25 protein-coding genes and 2 pseudogenes are annotated in these 24,731 nt (G+C 47.2%); 24 read left to right on the plus strand and 3 right to left on the minus strand.

All coding sequences use genetic code 11. The features are described 5' to 3' along the window. The first annotated feature begins 6 nt into the window (after nucleotides 1-6). The 4 genes from MKY16_RS10950 to MKY16_RS10965 all read left to right on the plus strand — a co-directional run bounded on the left by MKY16_RS10950 (nucleotide 7) and on the right by MKY16_RS10965 (nucleotide 1,481). The gene (locus MKY16_RS10950; RefSeq protein WP_340955301.1) at nucleotides 7-483 is read left to right on the plus strand and encodes a Na+/H+ antiporter subunit E; all 477 of its coding nucleotides are present in this window, start codon (nucleotides 7-9) and stop codon (nucleotides 481-483) included. Further along, on the plus strand, nucleotides 483-776 hold the full coding sequence (locus MKY16_RS10955) for a Na(+)/H(+) antiporter subunit F1 (protein ID WP_340887085.1): 294 nt from the start codon (nucleotides 483-485) through the stop codon (nucleotides 774-776). Before MKY16_RS10950 ends, MKY16_RS10955 begins: the two co-directional genes overlap by 1 nt. Next, nucleotides 760-1,128: a monovalent cation/H(+) antiporter subunit G gene (gene mnhG, locus MKY16_RS10960; RefSeq protein WP_165147318.1), complete on the plus strand. Its 369-nt coding sequence runs from the start codon at nucleotides 760-762 to the stop codon at nucleotides 1,126-1,128. Before MKY16_RS10955 ends, mnhG begins: the two co-directional genes overlap by 17 nt. 65 nt (nucleotides 1,129-1,193) lie before the next feature. Next, a complete protein-coding gene (locus tag MKY16_RS10965) occupies nucleotides 1,194-1,481 on the plus strand; it encodes a hypothetical protein (protein WP_238437775.1) in 288 nt (95 codons plus the stop codon). Nucleotides 1,482-1,547: 66 nt separating this feature from the next. On the opposite strand, the pseudogene MKY16_RS10970 reads toward MKY16_RS10965, so the two are convergent. Next, nucleotides 1,548-2,242 (minus strand): annotated as a pseudogene (locus MKY16_RS10970) (DMT family transporter); the annotation flags it as partial. A 140-nt stretch (nucleotides 2,243-2,382) separates the two neighbouring features. Here MKY16_RS10970 and MKY16_RS10975 point away from each other — a divergent pair. Further along, entirely contained in the window at nucleotides 2,383-3,570 is a 1,188-nt protein-coding gene (locus tag MKY16_RS10975; RefSeq protein WP_340955302.1) for a GTP-binding protein, read from the plus strand. 5 nt (nucleotides 3,571-3,575) lie between these two features. Here the strand turns inward: MKY16_RS10975 and MKY16_RS10980 are convergent, their stop codons facing one another. Further along, entirely contained in the window at nucleotides 3,576-4,481 is a 906-nt protein-coding gene (locus MKY16_RS10980; RefSeq protein WP_340955303.1) for a LysR family transcriptional regulator, read from the minus strand. Between the two features lie 87 nt (nucleotides 4,482-4,568). On the opposite strand from MKY16_RS10980, the gene MKY16_RS10985 reads away from it, so the two are divergent. The 5 genes from MKY16_RS10985 to MKY16_RS11005 all read left to right on the plus strand — a co-directional run bounded on the left by MKY16_RS10985 (nucleotide 4,569) and on the right by MKY16_RS11005 (nucleotide 8,667). After that, nucleotides 4,569-4,898: an antibiotic biosynthesis monooxygenase family protein gene (locus tag MKY16_RS10985; protein ID WP_013310063.1), complete on the plus strand. Its 330-nt coding sequence runs from the start codon at nucleotides 4,569-4,571 to the stop codon at nucleotides 4,896-4,898. A gap of 78 nt (nucleotides 4,899-4,976) precedes the next feature. Continuing rightward, complete coding sequence (locus tag MKY16_RS10990) at nucleotides 4,977-5,996, plus strand: ATP-binding cassette domain-containing protein (protein ID WP_165147309.1); 1,020 nt, start codon at nucleotides 4,977-4,979, stop codon at nucleotides 5,994-5,996. Continuing rightward, on the plus strand, nucleotides 5,993-6,808 hold the full coding sequence (locus tag MKY16_RS10995; protein ID WP_029519108.1) for an ABC transporter permease: 816 nt from the start codon (nucleotides 5,993-5,995) through the stop codon (nucleotides 6,806-6,808). The genes MKY16_RS10990 and MKY16_RS10995 overlap by 4 nt, the downstream gene beginning before the upstream one ends. Nucleotides 6,809-6,871: 63 nt before the next feature. Then, entirely contained in the window at nucleotides 6,872-7,546 is a 675-nt protein-coding gene (locus MKY16_RS11000; RefSeq protein ID WP_340955304.1) for a response regulator transcription factor, read from the plus strand. After that, nucleotides 7,543-8,667 (plus strand): sensor histidine kinase, encoded by a 1,125-nt coding sequence (locus MKY16_RS11005; protein ID WP_340955305.1) that lies wholly within the window; start codon nucleotides 7,543-7,545, stop codon nucleotides 8,665-8,667. Before MKY16_RS11000 ends, MKY16_RS11005 begins: the two co-directional genes overlap by 4 nt. A gap of 87 nt (nucleotides 8,668-8,754) precedes the next feature. Here the strand turns inward: MKY16_RS11005 and MKY16_RS11010 are convergent, their stop codons facing one another. After that, on the minus strand, nucleotides 8,755-9,624 hold the full coding sequence (locus tag MKY16_RS11010) for a DUF421 domain-containing protein (RefSeq protein ID WP_069010217.1): 870 nt from the start codon (nucleotides 9,622-9,624) through the stop codon (nucleotides 8,755-8,757). Nucleotides 9,625-9,896: 272 nt separating this feature from the next. On the opposite strand from MKY16_RS11010, the gene MKY16_RS11015 reads away from it, so the two are divergent. The 14 genes and pseudogenes from MKY16_RS11015 (at nucleotide 9,897) to MKY16_RS11080 (ending at nucleotide 24,679) form a co-directional block, all read left to right on the plus strand. Then, nucleotides 9,897-10,166: a glutaredoxin family protein gene (locus MKY16_RS11015; protein ID WP_029519113.1), complete on the plus strand. Its 270-nt coding sequence runs from the start codon at nucleotides 9,897-9,899 to the stop codon at nucleotides 10,164-10,166. Between the two features lie 29 nt (nucleotides 10,167-10,195). Further along, nucleotides 10,196-11,536 (plus strand): LLM class flavin-dependent oxidoreductase, encoded by a 1,341-nt coding sequence (locus MKY16_RS11020; protein WP_340955306.1) that lies wholly within the window; start codon nucleotides 10,196-10,198, stop codon nucleotides 11,534-11,536. A 17-nt stretch (nucleotides 11,537-11,553) separates the two neighbouring features. Further along, on the plus strand, nucleotides 11,554-12,084 hold the full coding sequence (gene ssuE, locus MKY16_RS11025) for an NADPH-dependent FMN reductase (protein ID WP_340955307.1): 531 nt from the start codon (nucleotides 11,554-11,556) through the stop codon (nucleotides 12,082-12,084). Between the two features lie 107 nt (nucleotides 12,085-12,191). Next, the gene (locus MKY16_RS11030) at nucleotides 12,192-13,082 is read left to right on the plus strand and encodes a LysR family transcriptional regulator (protein WP_340955308.1); all 891 of its coding nucleotides are present in this window, start codon (nucleotides 12,192-12,194) and stop codon (nucleotides 13,080-13,082) included. Between the two features lie 160 nt (nucleotides 13,083-13,242). Continuing rightward, nucleotides 13,243-14,094 (plus strand): transporter substrate-binding domain-containing protein, encoded by an 852-nt coding sequence (locus MKY16_RS11035; RefSeq protein ID WP_340955309.1) that lies wholly within the window; start codon nucleotides 13,243-13,245, stop codon nucleotides 14,092-14,094. Nucleotides 14,095-14,170: 76 nt separating this feature from the next. After that, on the plus strand, nucleotides 14,171-14,950 hold the full coding sequence (locus MKY16_RS11040) for an amino acid ABC transporter permease (protein ID WP_340955310.1): 780 nt from the start codon (nucleotides 14,171-14,173) through the stop codon (nucleotides 14,948-14,950). Next, nucleotides 14,947-15,657: an amino acid ABC transporter permease gene (locus tag MKY16_RS11045; protein ID WP_340955312.1), complete on the plus strand. Its 711-nt coding sequence runs from the start codon at nucleotides 14,947-14,949 to the stop codon at nucleotides 15,655-15,657. Before MKY16_RS11040 ends, MKY16_RS11045 begins: the two co-directional genes overlap by 4 nt. Beyond that, nucleotides 15,654-16,405, plus strand: a pseudogene (locus tag MKY16_RS11050) (amino acid ABC transporter ATP-binding protein). Before MKY16_RS11045 ends, MKY16_RS11050 begins: the two are co-directional and overlap by 4 nt. 15 nt (nucleotides 16,406-16,420) lie before the next feature. Continuing rightward, complete coding sequence (locus tag MKY16_RS11055; RefSeq protein ID WP_340955316.1) at nucleotides 16,421-17,437, plus strand: LLM class flavin-dependent oxidoreductase; 1,017 nt, start codon at nucleotides 16,421-16,423, stop codon at nucleotides 17,435-17,437. Nucleotides 17,438-17,493: 56 nt separating this feature from the next. After that, nucleotides 17,494-18,651 (plus strand): amidohydrolase, encoded by a 1,158-nt coding sequence (locus MKY16_RS11060; protein WP_340955317.1) that lies wholly within the window; start codon nucleotides 17,494-17,496, stop codon nucleotides 18,649-18,651. Nucleotides 18,652-19,114: 463 nt separating this feature from the next. Continuing rightward, nucleotides 19,115-19,384, plus strand: coding sequence for a 30S ribosomal protein S14 (rpsN, locus tag MKY16_RS11065; protein WP_029519131.1), 270 nt, complete (start codon nucleotides 19,115-19,117; stop codon nucleotides 19,382-19,384). 249 nt (nucleotides 19,385-19,633) lie between these two features. Next, entirely contained in the window at nucleotides 19,634-20,626 is a 993-nt protein-coding gene (locus MKY16_RS11070; protein ID WP_029519132.1) for a cation diffusion facilitator family transporter, read from the plus strand. Nucleotides 20,627-20,835: 209 nt separating this feature from the next. After that, nucleotides 20,836-22,740, plus strand: coding sequence for a heparinase II/III family protein (locus MKY16_RS11075; protein WP_340955318.1), 1,905 nt, complete (start codon nucleotides 20,836-20,838; stop codon nucleotides 22,738-22,740). A 28-nt stretch (nucleotides 22,741-22,768) separates the two neighbouring features. Then, complete coding sequence (locus MKY16_RS11080; RefSeq protein WP_340955320.1) at nucleotides 22,769-24,679, plus strand: glycosyl hydrolase; 1,911 nt, start codon at nucleotides 22,769-22,771, stop codon at nucleotides 24,677-24,679. The last annotated feature ends 52 nt before the right edge of the window (nucleotides 24,680-24,731 follow it).

Genomic DNA, 24,731 nt, shown 5'->3' on the forward strand with positions numbered 1-24,731 from the left:
ATGAAGATGGTCTTTCAAATATTATTAAATCTGATGATTGCGTTGCTCTGGATGCTACTTAACAACGACTGGTCAGGGTCGCGGTTCACCATGGGCATTCTGCTAGGGATAGCCATATTGCTTGTTTTGCGTAAATTCCGTCCAGAACCTTTCTACCTGAAGCGTATATGGGCCATCCTAAAGCTGCTACTTCTGTTTATGCGGGAACTGATCGTTTCCAGCTTTGCGGTTATCCATCATATTCTCCGTCCGAAGCTGGCGATCCGCCCAGGCATTTTTGCCTATGAGACCGCCCTAAAGTCAGATTGGGAGATCACTATTTTATCGTGCCTCATTTGTCTGACACCAGGAACGCTCACTCTAGAAGTATCTGGAGAAGGTCAAATGCTGTATATTCATGCCATGGACATACAGGACGCGACACTGCTTTCTGAGCAAATTAGAGGGACATTTGAAAAAGCGATCATGGAGGTGACACAGTGATAGTTTCGGCACTTTTGACTGCATCACTGGCTATTCTCTCCTTAGCCATATTAGGTTGCTTGTACCGTTTGATTAAAGGACCGACACGTCCGGATAGGGTAGCAGCGCTGGACACGATAGGTATAAATCTGCTAGCTATGATTGCTGTGATCTGCATGCAGCTGAGGACACAGGATTTTATTGAGATTGTTCTTGTTATAGGAATACTGACGTTCATAGGAACAACGGCATTGGCGAGATATATAGAAAGAGACGCCGTCATAGATACTGGGGGTGATGAACTTGATCGGTGAGTTGCTTATTGCGATCCTTGTTTTACTCGGTGCTCTGTTCTGTGGATTGAGCGCGTTTGGATTGATGCGGCTGCCAGATGTTTATTTACGTTCTCACGCCGCAACCAAAAGTGCAACGCTTGGCGTGCTTTGCGTATTAACAGGAGCCTTTCTTTATTTTTTGTTTTATGTAGACGTGGTCAGTATCAAATTACTGCTTGCCATTGTATTTGTCTTTATCACTTCTCCCGTAGCCGGACATCTAAATGGAAGAGCTGCCTACCGTTCGGGAGTCCCTCTATGGGAAAACAGTGTTCAGGATGAGTTGGCGCCGGTATTGGAACAAAATACGTCTTCAAAACAACCAAAATGAAAGCAGCCCATAGTGCAGGATTTGCGTCATGTCCGTCTGGATTGATAATAAATGGGAGGGATCGTGTGCACAATATTGTTTCAGTCCAGCCGTATTACAAAGCGGAAAGGATCGTAACTCCGTTAAAACAGGAAACAGTCATTCATCGTCGAGTTTTACACTTGTATACAACTAAAATTGTATCAGCGTACCGGGAGTTTTCTCTCAATGAGGTATATGATATATCGTTTAAAAGTATCGGGCAGGGCCATGGTGTTCTTTATTTGCATACGAAACAAGGTGTATTCCCTTATACTGTAGAATCAGATCCTAAAGACTTTATGATCGAATTCAAAAAAAATGTAGAAAAGTAAGATCGTTCGATATAAGAAATTTAAAAAGACCGCATCTATTTTGCGGTCTTTTTCTAATGCTTGAAGTTACATAAAGCTTTTAGCATGTGTTACATAACTGCGCAGAATCATGCCGAGGATGACGATGAACATACCCATCCATGATAAAGGAGACGGCATGGGGATATACAAAAAAATAATTCTCCCATTAATGCATAAAGAACTTCCAGAGATTGTGTTGCTTCTACGGTCCCAGCTTTTGCATATTTCCACGAACCTGATCTGTAGCTTTAAAAAATAAAACCGTAGCGATCACCCCTGAAAAACACAGCCACCAAGGCGGACTGTACCGTCTGTTCCTTACTTGGCATTCCCGCGCTGAAAACTCCATATAACGAAAGCAATAACCAGAAGGGTAAGCTAGCCAATGTCATCCCGAGCACACGTTGATAGGCATTCAATCGTCCCGCGCAGACTTCCATCATTTTGCGATTACCTAATGGATAGGCGAATGAGGCGAGTATGACAGGCAGAATTCCGAAAATAAAGGGACAAGCAAAGAACCAGAAATAATGGTAATTTGCCGGGTTCCCGCAATCAACCAACCCGGTGAATAAGCCGATGCGAAGCATAGCGGAGCATAAAATAAGCCAAATCCGATGAAGCTCCACCACAACCACGTTCCTGGTTGTTTCGTCATGACTTTCCAAAGAGGCTAGCTTTTGTTGGGTTATCACAATGACAACTAGAATAGGAACCATAAACAGATATCGCAACGAAGCAACCTTAGATTATTCATTTCAAGAGTTTCTTCACAGTTGACAAGGCAAAAGGGATGCTGTATATTACTGAAAGTTGATATTAATAGTAATTATTACGATTTATAGAAGAGAAAGCTAATATTCAAAGGAGGGTACCAGCGATGAATAAGAAACCAATACCGGTAACAGTGTTGAGCGGATATTTGGGTGCAGGAAAAACAACGATATTGAATCATGTATTAAACAATCGGGACGGAATGAAAGTGGCAGTCATCGTCAATGACATGAGTGAAGTGAATATAGATGCCGAGCTGGTTAAAAAAGAGGGCGGCTTGTCCAGAACAGAAGAAAAACTGGTCCAGTTGTCTAATGGTTGTATTTGCTGTACATTGCGTGAAGATTTATTGGTGGAGGTCAAGAAGCTGACGGAACAAGGCGAGTTTGATTATATTTTAATCGAATCTACAGGCATCAGTGAACCTGTGCCAATCGCTCAAACCTTTACGTACGCCGATGAAGGAACTGGCATTGATTTGGCATCGCTGGCAAAACTGGATTGCATGGTGACCGTAGTCGATGCGAACCGTTTCTGGCATGATTTTGAATCAGGAGAAACGTTACTGGATCGCAGGCAGGCTACTGGTGAAGACGACACGCGTGATATCTCGGACTTGCTCATAGACCAGATTGAAACCTGTGATGTATTGATTCTGAATAAGTGCGATCTGGTTCAGTCTGCTGAGCTGGATAAGCTGGAGGGTGTGCTGCGGAGATTACAGCCTGAAGCCCGAATCATTCGTACTTCCAAGGGAAAGGTCGCTCCTTCGGACATTTTGAATACAGGGCTGTTCAATTTTGACAAGGCTAGTCAATCCGCTGGATGGATTCGGGAGCTGGAGCTTGAAAGCCATACACCGGAAACGGACGAATATGGGATCAATTCCTTTGTATATCGCCGTAGAAGACCATTTCATCCTGCGAGATTGGCTGAATTTATGAACTACTGGCCGCAGGAAGTCGTTCGCGCCAAAGGTTTGGCCTGGATTGCAACCCCGCAGGATTGGGCAGCGAGTATTAGTCAGGCAGGACCATCTATTCAATTTGGCCCTGCGGGAAGCTGGCTTGCTGCATTATCCGAAGAAGAACGGCAGGAGATCGTTGCAGCTGACCCTGAGGCTCTGGACCAATGGGATGAACAATGGGGCGATCGCATGAACGAAATCGTCATGATCGGTATCGGAATGAATCGACCGGACTTGGAAGAAGAGCTAGATGAATGTCTGCTGAACGATAATGAAATGGATATGGACTGGTCCAGTTTTGAAAATCCGCTTCCTTGGCCGACATGATGAAGCTAGTTGATCCATTCATTAATAAAGTCCATACATTTTTTAGCTGCTGGAGAAACATTTTTTAAGGAAGCGGTAGCGATACCGATAGTACGGGAATGCCTCTCATCCAATGGACGAATAGAGATGTCGTAAGGAATGTGAGACAGGATCATTTCAGGAAGAATACTCACGCCTAGTCCATTCTGCACCATAGCCATAATCGCATGGTCATCTTCTAATTCATATTTGATTTTAGGTGACATATTATGCTGTGAAAAAATATTCCTTACATCGGTGTCACAGCCTGCAACAGGCATAATAAAAGGCTCATCTCTGAGCTGTTCTACTCGAATGGAGGCTTGCTTTCCCAAAATATGATCGGAAGGAAGTAGACAAAGCATGCTTTCTTCTTTTAAGGGCAACGCCTCTAATGTATCTAGCGTGGGGAGGTTCACAAAGCCGAAATCAGCCTCCCCACTGATTATCCAGCTCTCAATTTCATGGTAGTTCCCATCGAGCAGTTTTATTTCAATAAGAGGAAACTGCTCATTGAATTTTTTTAGAATACGGGGCAGCCAATGAATAGAGACGCTTGAAAATGTGCCGATCTTTACGGTTCCGATTTCCAATCCTTTAATTAGAGCTACCTCTTGGTAGAGCTTTTCGTCCATTTGTACGATCTCTCTAAATTGCTTCATCAATCTTTCTCCGTTATTGGTCAATCTGATGCCTGAACGACCTCGGATCAGAAGAGTCAACCCTAATTCATGTTCCAATCCAGAGATCGCATGGCTGATTGCCGATTGTGTAAGATTTAAAACTTCCCCGGCCTTTGTGAAACTTCCCATTTCAACTACGCAAAGAAAAATCTTATATTTAAACAAATTCGTGTTCACTCCTATTTTTAATGAAATATATTCATGTATCATATCAGATATATTCATTTTTTTTATTTAATATTTATGATTATAATCAAATGAAAGAAAGGTTATATATTTTTGTTTTAGGAGGAACATATGAACTCAATTGCTAAAACTCCTCGGCCACCCTATTATGCGGCTATCTTTACTTCTGAACGTACGGAAGGAGATGGCGGATACGGAGTGATGGGAGACAAAATGGTGGAACTGGCTGCCGAGCAGCCTGGTTTTCTAGGTGTGGAAAGTGTTCGTGATCACAATGGAGTAGGCATCACAGTTTCCTATTGGGAGTCTCTAGACGCTATAAAAAATTGGAAACATAACGAGCTGCACAAGGTAGCGCAGGAAAAAGGGAAATCCGAGTGGTATAAAACATTTGGTTTAAGAGTGAGCAAGGTAGAACGAGATTATTTTTTTACAGTGTAAATAGGTTCAATATCTTTCTATTCATATTCAGTTCATAAACGTGGGTTATCCTCGCTATAGAAACCGTATAGGGAGGATATGAATGTGGATTATACAGACAAAAAAGAGACCTTGGCCATTGAAGCAAGGGGACTCGTTAAAACTTTTGGTGATAAGCATGCGGTTGACGGTGTCGATTTGAATGTCCATGCTGGCACGATCTACGGTGTGCTCGGCCCTAATGGAGCAGGTAAGACGACTACCATCCGAATGCTGTCAACGTTATTGCGACCTGATGGTGGATCAGCGCGTATCTTCGGGCACGATGTAGTAAAGGAGCCGCAGGTTGTGCGTCAATTGATCGGGGTAACAGGCCAATACGCATCGGTCGATGAGTCGCTTAGCGCTACTGAGAACTTGATCATCTTCTCTAGACTGCTTGGACTGGGACGTGCCGAGGCGCGTCATAAGGCAGCGGAGCTGTTGGAGGAATTTGGCTTGGCCGAAGCAGCCAAGCGACCGTTAAAAAATTTTTCGGGAGGCATGCGCCGCCGACTGGACTTGGCCGCCAGTCTCATCGCTAAGCCGCCGCTGATCTTCCTGGATGAGCCGACTACCGGACTAGACCCGCGCACGCGTGTCAAGATGTGGGACACGATCCGGCGTCTGGTCAAGACCGGTTCCACCGTACTGCTCACTACCCAGTACCTCGACGAGGCGGATCAACTTGCTGACCGAATCGCGGTGATCGATCATGGCCGGGTAGTCGCTGAGGGTACGGTGGATGAACTGAAAGCGGCAGTGGGGGCGTCGACTCTGCAACTCAAAGTGCAAAATCAACAGGACATTGAGAGAGCTGTTCAGATCGTTGAACAGGTGCTTTCAGTCAAGTCCAGCGTGTCAGTGGAAGTTGGAAAGATTATTTCTCCGATGGCCAATGCAGATCGGGTAACGGACCTGCTGATTGCCCTCCGTACTGGAGAGATTCGTCTAGCAGAAATGAGTGTGCAAAAGCCGACGCTTGACGAGGTGTTTTTGTCCATCACTGGTCATGGGGCACAAGTAAACGAGCAGCAGACGTCCCAAGGAGCGCATGCTGGGGAGGGGGCGAGAGCATGAAGAGCACTACGGTTATGACAGGTTTTGATCGCACTTTGAAGAAGTCTGTGAGTTTCAGACAGGCGTTCTTCAATTCCATGACGATGGCCTACCGGGGCATTCTGAAGATCCGGCATACTCCCGAGCAATTGTTTGATGTCACGCTCCAGCCGATCATTTTCACACTTATGTTTACCTATATCTTTGGTGGCGCCATCTCAGGAGACGTGCAGCATTATTTGCCGGTTATTATTCCAGGCATCCTCGTGCAGACTGTGATCTCGACCTCCGTCGTTACCGGCGTCCAACTACGTGAGGATATGGACAAAGGAGTGTTCGACAGGTTCAAGTCACTCCCAATCGCACGTATTGCGCCTTTGGCTGGAGCTCTGCTGGCTGACAGTATCCGGTATACTATTGCGACGGTACTTACCTTCGCCATGGGGTATATTTTGGGGTATCGGCCAGAGGGAGGGCTGCTGAGTGTTGCTATCGCCGCGCTTTTGGTCATCGTGTGTTCCTGGGCAGTCAGCTGGATTTTCGCCTTCTTTGGCGTGATTGCCCGCACTGCTTCCAGTGTACAGGGCATCTCCATGATTGTTCTGTTTCCGCTCACTTTTGTTTCCAACGCATTTGTGCCTGTGGACACAATGCCTGGTTGGCTACAGTGGTTTGTGAACGTTAACCCGATTTCACATCTTGTGAACGCAGTCAGGGAGCTTGCGAATACGGGAACGATTGGCGGGGAACTGGCGATCTCCCTGCTTGGCGCTACAGTCATTGTGGCGATCTTCGCGCCGCTTACGGTGCGTGCATATATGCGTAAAGCATAAGATGGCAGTCTTCTTGACGAGGATGAGAGATTTAAGGCAGAACTAGTTAGGGGGGGGATTGAAATGGCGCGTGTATTGGTCGTTGATGATGATCCGCATATTCGCGAAATGGTCGGACACTTTTTGAGGATGGAAGGTCTGGATGTAGTCGAGGCGGTGGATGGATTGGACGCGATGCGCATTTTTGAGCAAATCAAGGTCGATTTACTTGTTCTTGATATCATGATGCCGGGAATGGATGGTTGGGAGTTGTGTCGTAAGCTGAGAGAGCAAACCGACCTGCCGTTGCTTATGCTTACAGCTAAAGGCGAGACGACACAGATCGTGAAAGGTTTCGCGCTCGGAACGGACGACTATCTTGTCAAGCCATTCGACCCCATGGTGCTTGTTGCACGCGTGAAGGCTTTATTAAAACGTTATCGTATCATGGCTTCCAAATCAGTGACTGTCGGAGATCTTGTCCTGCGGAGTGATACATTTGAATGCCGGGCTGAAAAGAAGGAGTTTACCCTGCCGCGCAAAGAATTTGAGCTGCTCTTCAAGCTGGCCAGCTATCCTGGCAAAACCTTTACCCGCGACCAGTTGATCGAACAGATCTGGGGTTATGATTATGAGGGAGACGAAAGAACGGTTGATGTCCATATCAAACGCCTTCGGGAACGGTTTCCGGAGGCAAGCCACTCCTTCCGGATCAGTACGATCCGAGGATTGGGTTATCGGCTGGAGGTAAGGCAATGAAACGAGAACCGGGATTCCTCCATATCCTTGCGAGACTCATGCTGGTGTTATTGGTGCTGTATCTCAGCTGGACTGCCGCGTTCTTTATTATGGAGGCGATCTATTCGCACATGTCATGGGCTCCCCATGGTTTGTTCGTCTTTCTTATGAATACGACGCTAGGCTTTTTCTTCTTCGGTATTATCAGTATGACGGTAAGGCGCTTCTTCCAGCCTAGAGAACAGCACGCTTTTACCGAAATGATCGGTGCTTTAAAACGTATTTCGCAAGGAGACTTTCACATTAATCTGGATTGGGATCTCGGCGGGAGGAACGGAAAACATCGGAGGCCGCATCCTTATGTACAGTTGGTGGACAGTATCAATGATATGGCTGCAAATCTGAAGGCTATGGAAAAGCTGCGGGAGGAGTTTATTTCAAACGTATCCCATGAAATCGGCTCACCGCTGACCTCGATAATCGGATTCGCCAAGGCGCTCAAGGACGAGAATCTGGATCGTGAACAGCGAGACCGGTATTTGACGATCATCGAGACGGAGTGTATTCGTCTATCCAAGCTAAGCGATAATCTCATGAAGCTGGCGATTCTGGATTCGGAGCGGCATCCGTTTCGTCCGTCCCTTTATCGGCTGGACAAGCAGCTAATTTCGCTTATTCTCGCCTGCGAACCGCAATGGGAGGCTAAAAAAATCGAGATGACTGTTGAGGTGGATATCGTTGAGATCAACGCGGACGAGGATCTGATGGGCCAGGTTTGGGTAAATCTCCTTCACAATGCCATTAAATTTACACCACAGGGTGGAAGCATATCTGTTTCTCTTTCAAGTAACGGTGAACAGGCGGTTATCCGCATTGCGGACACGGGACAGGGCATCAACGAACAGGATCAGCAACGCATTTTTGAACGGTTTTATAAAGCAGACCAGTCACGGGCCCGAACTGCAGGAGGCAGCGGCTTGGGACTGTCCATTGCTTATAAAATAACAGAGATGCATACCGGCTCTATCTCTGTATCCAGCAAGGTGGGAGAAGGAACGGTATTTACGGTTATGCTGCCGCTGCGCCGGCAAGGAATGAAAGGCAGCAACAACTGTGAAATGTACATCGGCACAGTAATATAAAAAGGAGCGTCTTCAAAGCCATAAGCGGCTGAAGGACGCTCCTTTTTAACTCCCATGCTTATACTCTTATGGCATATGCGTATGTGCTCAGGACTTAGATGAATTTACCGGCTGCATTTCCTGGATAGCTTCCTTCAAGTTGTGTGAGCATAGCTCATACAACTGTTTCCTTTGCTGTTCGCTGGAATTCGTAGCCAGTTTTTGCAGCTCGGTTGTACATTGCTGCAGCAGCGTCAGCACAGCTTGATTCGAATCCTGTGCCTTGGACATCTGTACATTATCACTGTATGGGTCAATATATAGCTCCCCTTGCGTGTCCACCTGCGCGAAAAACACATCTTTGACCGTCAGGCTCTTTTCCTTTAGCTTGGCATCCAGCCATTGTTGAGTAATCCCCATATATGCCATTTGTTGCTCCATAAGTTGTCCATCCATAATGACTGCTGTGGGTTCCTTCTCCGGTAGCTGAAACATATTCAAATCTTTAAGCGTCACAGGCTGCTTGTCTTTGGTTAACAGCACATTGACTTCGCCACTGGTTTCCATGAGAGCAAATTCTACATCAGATACTTTGAATACATTCTTGCTTCGTAGCTGCTCCATGAGTTCATCCAGGGTGAGCCGTTCCTTTCTCAGATTATCCTCTAAAATTTTGCCGTCTTTGATCAGGATTGTTGTCCTTCCATCTGTTATATCTCTGATTTTCTTGCTTTTAATTTGCAAATATTCAATGCCAAGTGTTGTCAGTACCCATACTGACAAGGCTATGAGGCCTAGATACCAGGTGGATTCACGCTCCATAGGAATGGTAGCAGCCAGGTTACCTATCGTGATTCCTGTTATATATTCGAACAAGGAAAGCTGGGATACCTGACGTTTTCCAAGAATTTTGGTGATTAAAAATAATATAGCGACAGCCATTAATGTGCGTATAGCAACCTCGGCCCAATCCTGCATTTACTCAACCCCATTTCATTTCACCACAAGGGCGCTACTATTCCAAGGATATCCGCGTCAAGGCACATTTAAACTCCAATTCCCCTAAATTTAAATAACTGAGCTACCAATAAACCGATTAAATACGATATAAGATTAAAATTTTCTATCGTTGAATTAGCAATGTCTATTACACAAGCGATTGACGGAAAAGGGTCGGCAGGATACATTATAAATATAATCCTTATTTAATTCATCGGAATTATAAACATTAAGCTCACGGAGGTATGTATATGTCGTCCAAACCTAAAGTTGTATTGTGGAGCAAAACCGGCTGTCATTTTTGTGGAGAGATCAAATCGTACCTGGAATCCCAAAATCAGCCGTATGAAAATATCCAAGTGGACGGAAATGATGCGCTGCGTGACGTGCTGGAAACCAAATATGGTGTTCGTTATGTTCCTGTCGTCGAAGTAGGCGGGGATAACAAATATGAAGCCCTGCTCAACCCGGATCTGGAAGAGTTGGGTAAAGTGCTGGAAAGTTACAATCAAGTGGTATAACAATCATGTTCAAGAGAGGTGGAAGAGTTATGGCTAAGAATAAACAAATTAAATTTGGTGCGATTATTCACGGCGTTGGGGGAAGCATGACGACTTGGCGTCACCCTGAAGTACCTGCGGACGCGAGTGTTAACTTTGAATTTTATAAAACGCAGGCGCAAAAGGCAGAGGAAGGAAAGTTCGACCTCGTATTTATCGCAGATGGCCTGTTCATTAACGAAAAATCCATTCCTCACTTTCTGAACCGTTTTGAGCCAATTACGATTTTGTCTGCTTTGGCTGGAGTGACGAAGCATATCGGACTGGTTGGCACATTGTCGACTTCCTATAGCGAACCGTTCACGGTAGCACGCCAGTTTTCTTCCATTGATCATATTAGCGGAGGTCGTGCAGGCTGGAATGTGGTGACTTCCCCGCTGGAAGGCTCTGCCCTTAACTTTAGCAAAGGCGAGCACCCGTCGCATCCGCAGCGCTATAAAATTGCAGAGGAATATTTACAGGTTACCAAAGGACTGTGGGACTCGTGGGAAGCGGATGCGTTCGTTCGTGATAAGGAAGCTGGAGTATTTTTTGATCCTGAAAAGCTGCATACATTGAACCATAAAGGTGAGTTTTTCTCTGTGCAGGGTCCGCTGAACATTGGACGATCCAAGCAGGGACAGCCAGTTATTTTCCAGGCAGGTTCCTCGGAGGATGGCAAAAACCTGGCCGCCAAGGAAGCGGATGCTGTATTTACAGGACATGAAACGTTAGAGGAAGCGCAGCAGTTTTATCGTGATGTGAAAGAACGTGGGGTACGCTATGGTAGATCCGAAGAGGATATTGTCATTTTGCCGGGCATATCGCCGATTATTGGCAATACAACGGAGGAAGCGGAACGTAAGTATGAAGAGATCACGAATCTGGTGACGATTGAGGCTGCGTTAAAATATTTGGGACGTTTCTTCGATCATCATGATTTCTCACAATATCCGCTGGATGAGCCATTCCCTGAGCTTGATGGTATTGGCAGCAATGCGTTCCGCAGTGGTACAGATAAAATCAAACGAGTAGCCAAGGAACAAAATTTGACCCTACGCGAGGTTGCGCTACGTTCAGCTACGCCGAGAACCTCTTTTATCGGAACCGCTGAGCAGGTAGCGGATCGAGTGCAGGAGTGGTTCGAAAGAAAAGGAGCAGACGGATTCATTATTGGTTCTGATGTGCCATCGAGTCTGCATGACTTTGTAAATCTGGTTGTGCCTATTTTGCAGGAACGCGGTATTTACCGTCAGGATTATGAATTTAGCACACTGCGTGAAAACCTAGGCGTGCCTATTCCTGAGAACCGCTATACAGCAGCCAGATCCAAAGTGAAGGTTGACGCATAACAGAGGGAGGAAGAAATATGTCCAAAGTTGTCATCCTATCAGGCAGTCCGTCTACACAATCCCGTTTATACGGCTTGATTAACTATACAACGGAGCAGTTGCAGCAGGCTGGAGCGGAGGTCACATTACTGAATGTGGTCGACTTGCCAGCGGAGGATCTGGTCACAGCTAACTTTAACAGCCCCGACGTCACAGCATCACTTGCATTGATTGCAGCAGCGGATGCCGTTATTGTGGCTTCTCCAGTCTATAAGGCGTCCTATTCAGGACTTTTGAAAATATTTCTGGATTTGGTTCCGCAGGAGGGGCTAAGAGGGAAACCTGTCCTGCCTTTATTTATCGGAGGTACACTGGCTCACCTGCTGGTCATTGACTATGCGTTGAAGCCGGTTATTAATGCACTGGGCGGAAGACATATTCTTGGCGGGGTGTACGCAGTGGATCAGTGGGTCGAGCGTCTGCCAGATGGAGCATACGGGTTGTCCGAAGAATTGGTTGTACGGTTGGAACGTTCTGTTAAAGAACTAAATGAGCTATTAAAATTATAGATATTTTCAATATGTCCATTGACAGGTCGTTCAGTGAGTTTTATGATACAAAAAACCAAGTTAACTCATTGGATAAATGTATATAAAACTTGCTGGGGGACTTGCGTATGAATATTGAGAATATGGAAGCCTTTGTATACGTGAATCATTATGGGAGCTTTAACAAGGCAGCAGAAGCGTTACTCTTGTCACAGCCCTCAGTCACAGCCCGGATTCAGACGCTTGAACGTGAGCTTGAGTGCAAGTTATTCGACCGCCAAAGCAAACAAACGATTCTGACGGAGGATGGACGAAAGTTTCTTCCTTATGCGGAGCAGATGCTCCAAGTGCTGCAAAAAGGGAAGCAGAAGCTTCAACAGCGCAAGAAAGCCCCTCAGCAAATTCGAATTGGCTGTACGATATCGGTGTCGAACTACATCATTCCTGAAATATTAAAGCAGCTTCGTGTCCGTTATCCAGAAGTTAACTACAAAATTGTGACGGCTACGACGGATCAACTGCTACATAAGCTGTTGAACCGTGAGGTAGACATTAGCTTTGTCCGTAAAGTGATGCATCCGGCTATTCGTACGCTCGCCTTTTATGAAGATCCAATTTCCCTGTATGTATACGACGGCCATCCGTTTATGAAGACAGGAAAGGCCAGCATACAGGATATTCAGCGTGAAACACTGGTGTTTTTCGAATGTGGGTCACTAGATTGGATGAGAATTCATCGCGCTTTTGAGTCACTGGAGCAGCCACCGGACATTGCTTTTCAGGTAGACAATGTGGTCACGGCCAAAAAGCTGGTATTGGAAGAAGTGGGGATTGCCTTTTTGCCGGATGTCTGTGTGAACCGTGAAGTGAAAGATCAGAAACTGTTCCGTATCCATGTTCCAGAGGTGGCTCGGGTGTCGATGCAGATTAGCATAATAGCGACCAAAGAAGACTGTGCAGTGACCTCGGATTTTGCAGATGCACTGACAGAAGGTTTCCGGAGTACTGTTTTGTTATAGAAAAGTTCTATAGCTTGGTGGATTGACGTATAGGTTTCCAGGTGTTAAATTAATCACACCCTAAAACCAATTAAACTTATAGGAATTATTAATTATTGGATGTTGTAGCTACCATGTATGTCGCAAACTGCTGATATACAAAGAGATGAGGGGGATTCATATGAAAAAGTGGTTTGCAATATTGTCTGTTATGGCAATCATCCTGGTGCTGGCAGGCTGCGGCTGCTCAGATAACGCGTCTAGCGCGTCAGGTTCAAGCGGAGACGTGAAGAAAATTATCGTAGGCACAGGTACTCAATTCAAAAATGTATGCTTTATTGACGAAAACGGAAATTTAACAGGCTTTGATGTGGAGCTGATTAAGGAACTGGACAAGCGCCTGCCTCAATACGAATTTGAATTCAAAACGATGGACTTTGGAAATTTGCTGCTAAGTCTCGATGCCGGCAAAATTGATCTGGTATCGCATCAAATGGAAAAAAACCCGGAGCGTGAAGCCAAGTATCTGTTCAACAAAAATCCGTATAGCATTTTTCTGAACAGAGTCGCTGTAGCGAAGGATAACAATACCATTCACTCCATTGATGATTTGAAAGGGAAAAAGGTACTCACCAGCCCAACCAGCAATGCGGCGTATGTGTTGAAAGAGTATAACAAAACCCACGGAGATGCCCTAAATATCGTTTATACGAGTGGTGCAGCCAATGATACGGTGCAACAAATTACGAGCGGCCGTATAGATGCTACCGTTACGACAGACTTTGCGAACCGTTTTAACACCGATGAAAAAGGAGAAGTAGCTCTGAAAACCGTTGGTGATCCTTTGACTCAATCGGATGTACTGTATGTACTGAACAAAAATGAGCAAGGGTTGGCGGATGACCTCGACAAAGCCATTCAGGAAGTGAAGGACGACGGTACGCTGTCGAAGCTGAGCATTAAATGGCTTGGAGAGGATTTCACTAAGTCTCTGGAAGATGTGAAAAAAGAAGGTAGCAGCAGTAAGAAGTAAGGATAGACTTGGACATTTCAGCGGTCAGGGTACTCTATGTATTCTGGCCGCTGATGTATAGAAAGGAGGCAGGCATATGAGCAGAGAGTTCAATATTGACTATGTTTTTAGCTTTATCCCGAAAATGCTGTCTTACTTACACATCACCTTGTTTATTGTGGCAAGCTCGCTTGTATTGGGGCTTTTCATTGGTCTGTTGGTTGCGCTGCCTCGCATGTATAACATTCCATTTTTTAAACGTGTTTCTCAAGTGTATGTTTCCTTTTTTCGCGGAACACCTATTCTAATCCAATTGTTTCTGGTGTATTACGGCCTGCCAGAGCTACTAAAGCTGGTGGATATCAATTCCTCCAGATGGGATGTGCTGTGGTTTGCCGTAGCAACCTACGCGCTCAATAGTGGAGCCTTTATTTCCGAAATTATCAGGTCAGGAGTAGAGGCTGTAGATCGGGGACAAATCGAGGCTGCACAGTCCGTCGGCATGTCAGGCTATCAGACCTTTACACGTATCATTATGCCGCAAGCGCTGGCTGTCGTGGTTCCGGTATTTTCCAATCTGGTGATTGGCAATCTGAAGGATACTTCGCTGGCATTTACGATCGGAGCGATGGAGATGACAGGGAAATCACAGACATTAGGGTCGGCTACTCAGCATTTTGTTGAAACCTATATCGCGTTATCCCTTATCTATCTGGTGATCAGTCTGATTTTACAAAAATTGTTCAAGGTACTGGAAAATACGCTTCTCCGGCATGAGCATCGGGACGCAGTGCATAAAGAACCCGAAAAACGAAAAAGTTTTGTGGTGCGTTACCTGAGAAGTCCCCGTCTTAGTAAAGGAGGTAAAGGCATATGAGTCTGGGTTTTGGATTTATATATACTGCCTTTTTAGGGTTGTTCTCTGCGTTGCCCAACACCTTAATTATTACGGTGGTTTCCGTACTGGCAGGGTTGGTCATCGGTATTATAACGGCGCTGGCGCGAATCTATAAGGTTCCTGTGTTGTCCCAGATTTCTCACGGTTACGTTACCTTTATCCGTGGCACACCGATGCTGATGCATTTGCTGCTTATTTATTTCAGTTTGCCTTTGTTGATTGATGCGGGAGCGAAGCATTTCGGCTGGCCGCTGCAATCCAAAGATGTTCCTTATATGGTATTTGCACTCATTTCGTTTTCCATTACCAGTGGCGCGTATATGTCTGAGGTCGTCCGTTCTGGAATTCAATCGGTCAACAAGGGACAAATCGAGGCAGCTTATGCCGTCGGTATGACGACGTGGCAAGTGCTGAGACGGATTGTATTTCCGCAAGCGTTCGTGGTGAGTTTGCCAAATCTGACGAATTCCGTTATTGGGATGCTTCATGGCTCTACCTTGGCCTTCACGGTTTCGGTTACAGAAATCCAGGCACAGGCTGAAATTCTGGCATCCACCAACTGGAAATATTTGGAGGTATATATCGCAGCTGCACTGCTATTTTGGGCCTTGACGGTATTGATTGAGCGAATATCCGGCTTGGTGGAGAAAAAAATCAATGTGTTTAATGGAGGTCGAGCATCATGATCCGTCTGCAAAATATTACGAAGTCGTTCGGCAAACATGAAGTGCTCAAAGGCATTGATTTGACCGTAAACAAAGGCGAGGTCGTCGTTATTTTAGGCCCGAGCGGTTCAGGAAAAACGACTCTGCTACGCTCCATTAATTATCTGGAAAAGCCGAATGATGGGGAAGTCAGCATTGGCGATTTTACAGTGAACTGCAAGCGACCTGCGAAGAAGGATGTATTGGCTTTGCGTCAAAAGACGGCTATGGTTTTCCAGCAATACAATTTGTTCAAGCATAAAACAGCAATAGAAAATGTCATGGAAGGACTTGTCGTTGTCCGCAAGGTCAAGCAGGAGGAAGCGAAAAAAATCAGCATTGAAGTGCTGGAAAAGGTCGGTCTGGGTGAAAAGCTGAATCATTATCCAAGCCAGCTATCCGGCGGACAGCAGCAGCGTGTCGGCATAGCGCGTGCTTTGGCGCTGAACCCGGAAGTGATTTTGTTTGATGAGCCGACTTCGGCGCTGGACCCTGAGTTGGTAGGTGAGGTGCTGTCGGTGATCCGCAAGATTGCGAAGGAAGGCATTACGATGATTGTCGTTACACATGAAATGGGCTTTGCGCGCGATGTTTCAAATCATGTGGTATTTATGGATGGCGGTCATATTATCGAGGAAGGCACACCGGAAGACATTTTTAACCACCCCAAAGAGGAACGTACCCAACAATTTCTGAACGGATTACACCGGAATATAACTATTCAATTTAGACGGGAGAGGGAGACATGAGTATTAAAATCGGAGTATTAGATCAAAGCCCTATACACGAGGGGGAAACGGCAGCGCAGGCTCTTCGTAATACGATTAAGCTAGCACAGCGTGTAGAGGAATTGGGATTTACGCGCTTTTGGGTATCAGAGCATCACGATTCCGAGCAGGTTGCAGGCTCTTCGCCAGAGGTACTCATTTCCCACTTGCTGGCACGCACTGAGCGTATTAAAGTCGGTTCTGGTGGAGTGATGCTTCAGCATTACAGCCCTTATAAAGTAGCTGAAAACTTTAATGTGCTCTCCTCTCTTGCACCGGGTCGCGTAGATTTGGGAATCGGACGTGCACCGGGCGGGTTGCCGAAATCCACACAGGCGTTACAACGAAACGTTCATGATGCGCCTTCTCTCGAAGAAAAAATTGATGAAGTAAGTCGCTATATTCATAATATTCCGTCTGAAGAAGGACCGTTAGCCGGATTACAGGCGAATCCGATTCCAGAAATACCAGCGGATGTTTACGTTTTGGGTACAAGTACAGACAGTGCTGGAATTGCTGCGCGTTTGGGATTGCCCTACGTTTTCTCGCAATTTATCAATAGTAATGAGCAGGTTGCATTGGACTCATTCCGTACGTATCGGGCGTCTTTCGATTATAGTTATGGACGTGTGCCGAAAGCTCTTTTTGCGCTTTCAGTCATCGTAGCGGACACTTCCGAGGAAGCTGCAGAGTTAGCAGGTGAGCACAAGCTGTACAAAATTCATCTGGCCAGTGGAAAGACGGCTACGGTGGGTACGTTGGAAAGTGCAGAAGAGTTTGGCAAGCAATCGGGTGAAGAATATACAATTGAAGCTACACAAGCGCAAATTAACAAAGGGAATAAAGACGAAATCTATGCTGCGCTGACGGAAATTCAAGCGAAGTATCAGGTCGATGAGCTGATCGTTACGACAGGAATAAGAGATATACACAAGCGCGTGCGCTCGTTCGAGTTGTTGCATGAAGCTTTTGCCGGATTGCCTGTGCAGTCCTAGAAATTGTTGGTCTGAGAGAATTGTAACTATTTTGGGTTCACGAAGGAGGAATAGAGATGAGTGGATCAACCGGGACGAAGGAGCAGGTTTTGGAGCAGCAGCTGGTGGATATTCGCCGCCATCTGCATCGAAATCCCGAGCTATCTAACGAGGAGGTTGAAACTACCGCCTTTATCCGACGTCTGTTGGAAGAACAGAACATAACGATTCTGGATGTGCCGCTGCGTACCGGATTAGTAGCGGAAATTGGAGGACGGCAGGAGGGACCAACTGTCGCGCTTCGTGCAGACATTGATGCGTTGCCTATTCAGGAGGAGACGGGATTGCCTTATGGTTCGGTGCATCCGGGCAAGATGCATGCTTGTGGGCATGATTTTCATACCGCGGCCTTGTTAGGAGCAGCCATACTGCTGAAGCAGCGGGAGCAGGAGCTGAAAGGCACGGTTCGGCTGGTGTTCCAGCCAGCCGAAGAAAAGGCCAAAGGCGCTGCCCAAGTGCTGGACAGCGGTGCGCTGACAGGGGTGCAGGCCATATTTGGCCTGCATAACAAGCCGGACCTGCCCGTAGGCACGGTCGGCATCAAAGAAGGTCCGCTAATGGCAGCGGCAGATGGTTTTTACATCGAGGTGGAGGGTCTGAGCACACATGCGGCAGTGCCACATGCAGGGATTGACCCCATCGTGGTATCGTCACATATCATTACGGCGCTGCAATCCATTGTGAGTCGGAGCGTTAATCCGCTGGATAGCGCGGTCATTAGCGTCACGAAGCTGCACAGTGGAAACGCCTGGAACATCATTCCAGACCGCGCCCATTTGGACGGAACCATTCGCACATTTGACGAGAATGTTCGCGCCCAGGTGACTGAGCGCTTCGAACAGGTCGTAAAAGGCGTTGCCGATGCTTTCGGCACGAAAGCGACCATCCGCTGGATCGAGGGCCCGCCGCCTGTGCTGAACGACGGTAAGTTGGCCGTCATCGCGGAGGAGGCGGCAGAATTGGTCGGTCTGGACGTCGTTCGTCCCATACCATCCTCGGCGAGCGAGGATTTTGGGTTTTATCAGAAGAACATTCCTGGTGTATTTGTCTTTGTCGGCACTGAGGGAAGCCAGGAATGGCATCATCCTGCCTTTGATTTGGACGAACGTGCGTTGCCCGGAACAGCGAAGCTACTGGCTTCACTGGCTGAGTCGGCATTGATATCCATAGAGTAGGAGCGTGAGCCTAGGGGTGGTTTTCCTGTGCCAACTATTATGTGGGCCGGAACTTCTCCCAAAATAACAGAGTGGGATACCTGGATGTTGCGTTATACCTGGAGCCGGGTTAATCCCAAGCATCCTTATACAAAGAGATTCCACTCTATCGTGAGGCACGTCCAGATCACTGGGTAGCTTGCCATTTGGCTGAATGAACAGAGCTAGTCAACAAATTTTAAAGCCGTTGAAACGGCAGACCGATCACAAGAGTGAAAGGGGTCTACTGTTTCAACGGCTTTTTAATGTTGTTGTGATTCAAACCGCTTGGGTTGACAACACGCTTGGAGCAGCGTTATATTAAATAGTAATCGTAATTATTACTATTTATGGTGTGAAATCATGTTCATATCCGTGTTCATCAATCTCGTGGTAGTGATGGTGAACCTTCATGATTGGCATATAACACAAGGAGGAGCTTTACATGGCCAAGAAGTCAAAAGTCGTAAAAGAGAAGAAGCGCCAGGAAATTGTAGCTAAATATGCGGACCTGAGACGTGAATTGAAAGCAAAAGGGGACTACGAAGCTTTGCAAAAGCTTCCGCGTGACTCATCTCCAACACGCCTGAAAAGCCGTTGTGAGCTGACAGGAAGACCCAGAGGATACTTGCGCAAATTCAAGCTGTCTCGTATCGCGTTCCGCGAGTTGGCACATCAAGGCCAAATTCCAGGCATTACGAAATCAAGCTGGTAAACAGGCACTTATGTTGATCGCCAGCGCATGTAGATTATCTGTGTTGTTAACCTGAGGGTATGTCTGATAGAAGGCTGTAACGGGAATGCTTCATGTCGTAGGGTGACATGGGGCATTCCTTTTCCATGGAAAATATTATCGTTTGTATTGATTCTCCTCAGCTGGTTAGGTAGAATATGGACGGGTTAAAAATAATACATAACAAACGATGATATAACAGATTATGTATACCTCAGGAGGAGCTACAAGATGGAAGTGAAACAGAAAGAGGACTCCTTTTGGAGTATGGTCAAAAAAGGAAACAAATCTTCGGGCTCGGCGGCGTTAGGTAATACTGGCATTGCCTTGATTAAGGGGATTGCTTTTGCCTTGACAGGTAGTGGTTCTATGTTTGCTACGATGATGCATTCCATTGCGGATGCAGTGAATCAAATGTTTGTGTTCGCGGGCAGTGTACTAGCAGAGAAAAAACCGACAAAACGCTTTCCTACCGGCTTTGGACGGGTGATTAACCTGTTCTGTATGGTTGCTGTTATTGTCGTAACGATCATGGCCTATGAAACCGCATTGGAAGGCATTCATTTGCTTCAGCATCCGGCTGAATCTACACATGGATTTTGGATTAATGTAGTAGTGCTGATTTTGTCACTAGTGGTGGACGGATTTGTATGGAGCAAAGCGATGAAAGAAGTGCTGCATGAATCCAGAGTAGAAGCGAAGGGGCTAAGCATTTTCACCACTGCGTTCCGCCACGTGGGGCGTGCTGCACCGCCAACCCGTCTGGTATTTTATGAAGATTTGGTAGCAACAACGGGGGGAGTACTCGCCCTGCTAGCAGTGGTGGTCACATCGCTGACCGATTTTAAACTGTTGGACGGTATTTCAAGTATTCTCATCGGTTGTCTGATGGTCGGTGTTGCTTTCCGGGTCGGTTACGACAACATGGTAGGTTTGATCGGTGTATCTGCTCCTCCTGATATCGAAGAACGTGTGGCTTCCATTATTCTAGCAGACACACATGTTACGGATATTTATCAAATGCGTATTTTGCAGGAAGGACGCTACTATCACGTGGAAGGGTTGATTGAGCTTACACCGGGCATGACGCTGGCAGATGCTGACGATATTAAATTTAGAGTCGAGGACGCTTTGCTACGTGATCCTAATATCTCAGATGCAGCACTGGGTATTCTGGAGGATGACGGAATTAAAAACTGGAAACCAGAAAAGCCAAAGGTCTAGAAACGATAAATCCAGGCCAATCTGGACTCAGTCTGGCAAAAGAGTAGAACAAGAACTTCCATGACTACAGCAACGTGGCGTGGAGGTTCTTTTGTGTTTTGCGGTATTGTTTTTCTACCCCTTTGAATTTAGGATGATTGTTAGATACAATGAAAGCGTTAACAAAAAAAGAGGGTGAAACGAATGCTTCTCATGGGGAGGAAAGGCAAATGAGTCTTCTGAGGGAGGCTTGGCCTGCTTCGCGGCTCGTTAAGGCGCTGGCTGGTAGTATGCAGGATTCAGCAAGGCAACGGTTAAGGAGTAATTGGACAAAAAGGCTGCGGACGACTGTCTCTGAGCCGATATACGCCGAGTTTTGGAAGGATATTGAGCGTGCCTGTAAAGATAATCGGGAAACATCATGGCCTGAACTGCCGTTGTCTCTGTTTCGGGAATTTGCTAATACAGGGGAGCGCAAACCGTATGAGGATGTGTACTTTGGACGGCGTGGACGACTGGTTGCTATAGTGCTGGAAGCGGTTGTCAAGCCGGAGCCTCGAAAGATAAAAGCGGTGGAAAGCGGTCTGCTGGACATATGCAGCGAGTACACCTGGGCGCTTCCTGCACATGTCAATGAAGAGGACACAGTAACACCGCCTTGGCAGCAGGTGGATTTATTCACGTCCGAAACAGCACAAATGCTGGTTGAAATTTTATTGCTGCTAGGAGAACAACTGGCTAGCCATGTGGTCGCTCAGGTGCACGAAGAGATCGAACGTCGTGTACTGGAACCCGTTTTTTGGCAGCCTCGTCATTTTGGATGGGAAACCGCAGATCATAACTGGTCGGCAGTATGTGCTTCGGGTTGTGGAATTGCAGCATTGCTGCTGGTAGAAGATGACTTTTCCAGAGCGGTAGCCATCGAGAGCATGCTGGGCGCACTGGATTGTTTTTTGGCAGGCTACAGTGAGGACGGGGGATGCCCCGAAGGCGTAGGATACTGGGTGTACGGCTTTGGTTATTTCATTTATTTTGCCGATATGCTGCGTGAGTTTACCGAAGGAGCAGTGGATATTCTGAACTCGGAAAAGATTAGGCAAATCGCAGCCTTTGCAGAGCGGGTTCATCTGTCGGATGGCATTTTTGCTAATTATTCGGACAGTAGTGAAACGGAACGTTTGCCTTCCGGACTCATCTCTCATTTGAATTCATTGCAAGAACGACCATCTACACTCCCTTTCCGCGTACCTGGTCTGTTGGAAGACCCCTGTCGCCGCTGGGCTCATGTATTGCGTAATCTGGTCTGGACGAATCCTTTGGCATTTGGGAGCGGTGAGACCGTTGCCAATTATTTGCCGCAACTTGGTTGGCTGATGTGCCGCAGCCGCAGTTCCAGCCATAGTGGACTTGGAAGCCAAAAGGGTGAATCAGGTATCATGCTTGCATTTTCAGCGAAGGCTGGGCATAACAATGAACCGCACAATCATAACGATCTTGGACACTTCATCCTTCATGGTGGTGGCGAAAATCTATTGTGTGATCTGGGAGCAGGCTTATACACGAAGGCCTATTTTTCACCGGGAAGAGAGTCGATTATCAATATCTCCTCCGGAGGTCACTCCGTGCCTGTCATCAATGGGACTATGCAGCAATCGGGCGCAAAGGCAAAGGCGGTTGTACTGGATATTGCTTTGGATGAGCAGGAGGAGGTACAGCCAGGCACAAGACTTAAGCTTGATTTGACATCTGCTTATCCCGTAGAAGAATTGGCAGTCTTCACCCGCTCCTTCACATGGACTGTGCTGGAGGGAAGCAATGGAGCAAGGCTTACCGTCACAGATCATTTTGAGTTTGAAGCGTCTGGCGTGAGCATGAAGTCATGGGATGTGGAGGAGCTTTTCATCAGCCGCATTCAGCCTAATCTGGGAGCAAACTTCGTGGAATGGAAGGGAACGAGCGCGGTCGTCAGGCTGGATTATGATGCCAGCGTGCTGCAGGCAGGGTTAGAGGCTGTGAAGCACATAGATCATGACGGAATTTCCTTTGTGTTTTATAAAACATCGCTGCAGCTGGGCTCCAATCACTGGAACGGTTCTGCAAGCGTAGATTGCAATCTATTTTTTACCATACATTAATTTTCATTTTGAATGGGAGGCAGACAGGATGAATAAGCTGCAGACAGGCAGCGTGTACCCTTGGCAGACGGAGCTGGAGAGGTTTATAGAACAGGTGGAAAGCGCACCGAACCAAGTGAATGACGGATGGACTCACCAACATAAGCTGGCCGTGCTGGAAAAGCTGGTTCGCGCATATGCCCTGCATCAGGATGAAACTGGAGCTATCATTGACCCCCATTCTGAAAGTGAACGGTACTACTCCACCCCGTCCTATGCGTTCGCTGCGGCGGTATTGGTCAAAGAAGGCCGGCATGATTTACTGGAATCTGCTGCTGCGGCCTTGACGCATAGCATAGCTTGTGTAGTGGAGGAAAAAGCGCCCGATCACCACCCAGACTTTTTTCCAATTATGATGATGGGAGCGTATCGGCTCCTTAAAAATTTGCTGCCAGAACAAGCCACGGCATGGAAGCAACAACTGAGCAGAATTCAGCCGGAGCAGACCTACATTTTTACGATGAGCAAAATGAAAAACCCGAACCGGATGATCAACTGGAATGCGATTATGATTTCCGGCGAGTTTTTGCGTGCAGCGGAAGGAATTGCAGCCGATTCGGAATGGATGGAGAAGTATATCCGAAGCTACCATTTGCCTCGTTTTACCGGTTTGGGCCTGTATCAGGATGGTCCGTTGGATCGGCCCAATAGCCCATTTGCCTACGATATCGTTACACGCTTCCATCTGGGCGTGATGCTGGAGAACGGGTATGATGGCAGCTGCGCACTCGAACTGCGTGACCACCTTCGCAGGGGGGCGCTCAGCACATTACTGGCGCTATCCCCGCACGGGGAAATTCCGCCGCGTGGAAGAAGCGCCCAGCATCAGTGGAACGAAGCGGCGGCGGCCTTTGTCTTTACAACACATGCTCAGCAGGCTATTACAGCAGGAGAGCATGGGCTCGCAGGTGCGTTCCGACGGGCAGCAGATCTATGTTGGCAAGCGATTAGCCGTTGGCAGACCGATGACGGCAAGCTGCATATCGTCCGCAACCATTATTCGTCCGAGGCACGGCATGGCTTTGAGGTGTATTCAAATCATACCTGCTACAGTCTGTGGACGGCGGCTGTGCTGGCCCACACCCTTCTATATGGGGAGGAGATGGATCGCATTTCTCCAACCTTCATCCCGGCGGAAATCGGCAGCCGGGTGTTGGCAACGGATGGCTGGTTCCAGACTGTCATTGCAGCCGTAGAGGGGCAGCAAATGCTTGTGCAAACATCGGTCAACGACCCGTATAATGTTCCGGGCATCGTGCGTATTCAGCAGTCTGCGCTGCCGTCGCTGATCGGTCCGTCCTCAGCAGGTCATGCAGACCGCGGCTTTACAGGCTTCGCGGAGGGAGATATTTTCCCGCTGAGCTATACCCCGGCCTGGCAAACGGAGGACGGAAAGTGGCACAGCTTGTCGGAAGGCATTCCCGGTACGCTCGAGTTCGATCGGGATGGAGGGATTGACCCGCAGGATGGCGGAGGAACCGTCCAGCTGGAACAAAGCTCAGCGTCTGACGGAGCAACGGATTTTACTCTTCTGTGGGAAGGTCCCTTCCCGGGAGTGAGGGAAATCCGAACGCATTATCGTCAGGTACCTGGCAAAATTGAAGTGGCGTATGAGATTCAAGGCAATATTCAGAATGTAGGGGCACTTATTCCCTTAATGGCGTATGACGGTCGGGAGCGCAGCGTAATTCATCATGTCATGTCAGCCGGGAAAGAAACGGAAAGCATTCGAGTAGAATACGCAGGCGCAAGCCTCGAAGTTATCCCGACGACGGAAGGAACGAACGTGGTATGGCCGGAAGAATTAGCTTCAGTAGCCTGTCGGAATGGTTTACTTAAGGGAGCGCGTCTGGAATATGAAGGCAACCGCATTTCCTTTATCATTCGGTTACCTGAATAGTTAGAGCTGGAGCCATGAATATGGTTTAACATGTGGAAAAAGGAGAGGGAAA

Source organism: Paenibacillus sp. FSL L8-0641 (assembly GCF_038006265.1).
GTDB classification, from domain to species: domain Bacteria; phylum Bacillota; class Bacilli; order Paenibacillales; family Paenibacillaceae; genus Paenibacillus; species Paenibacillus polymyxa_D.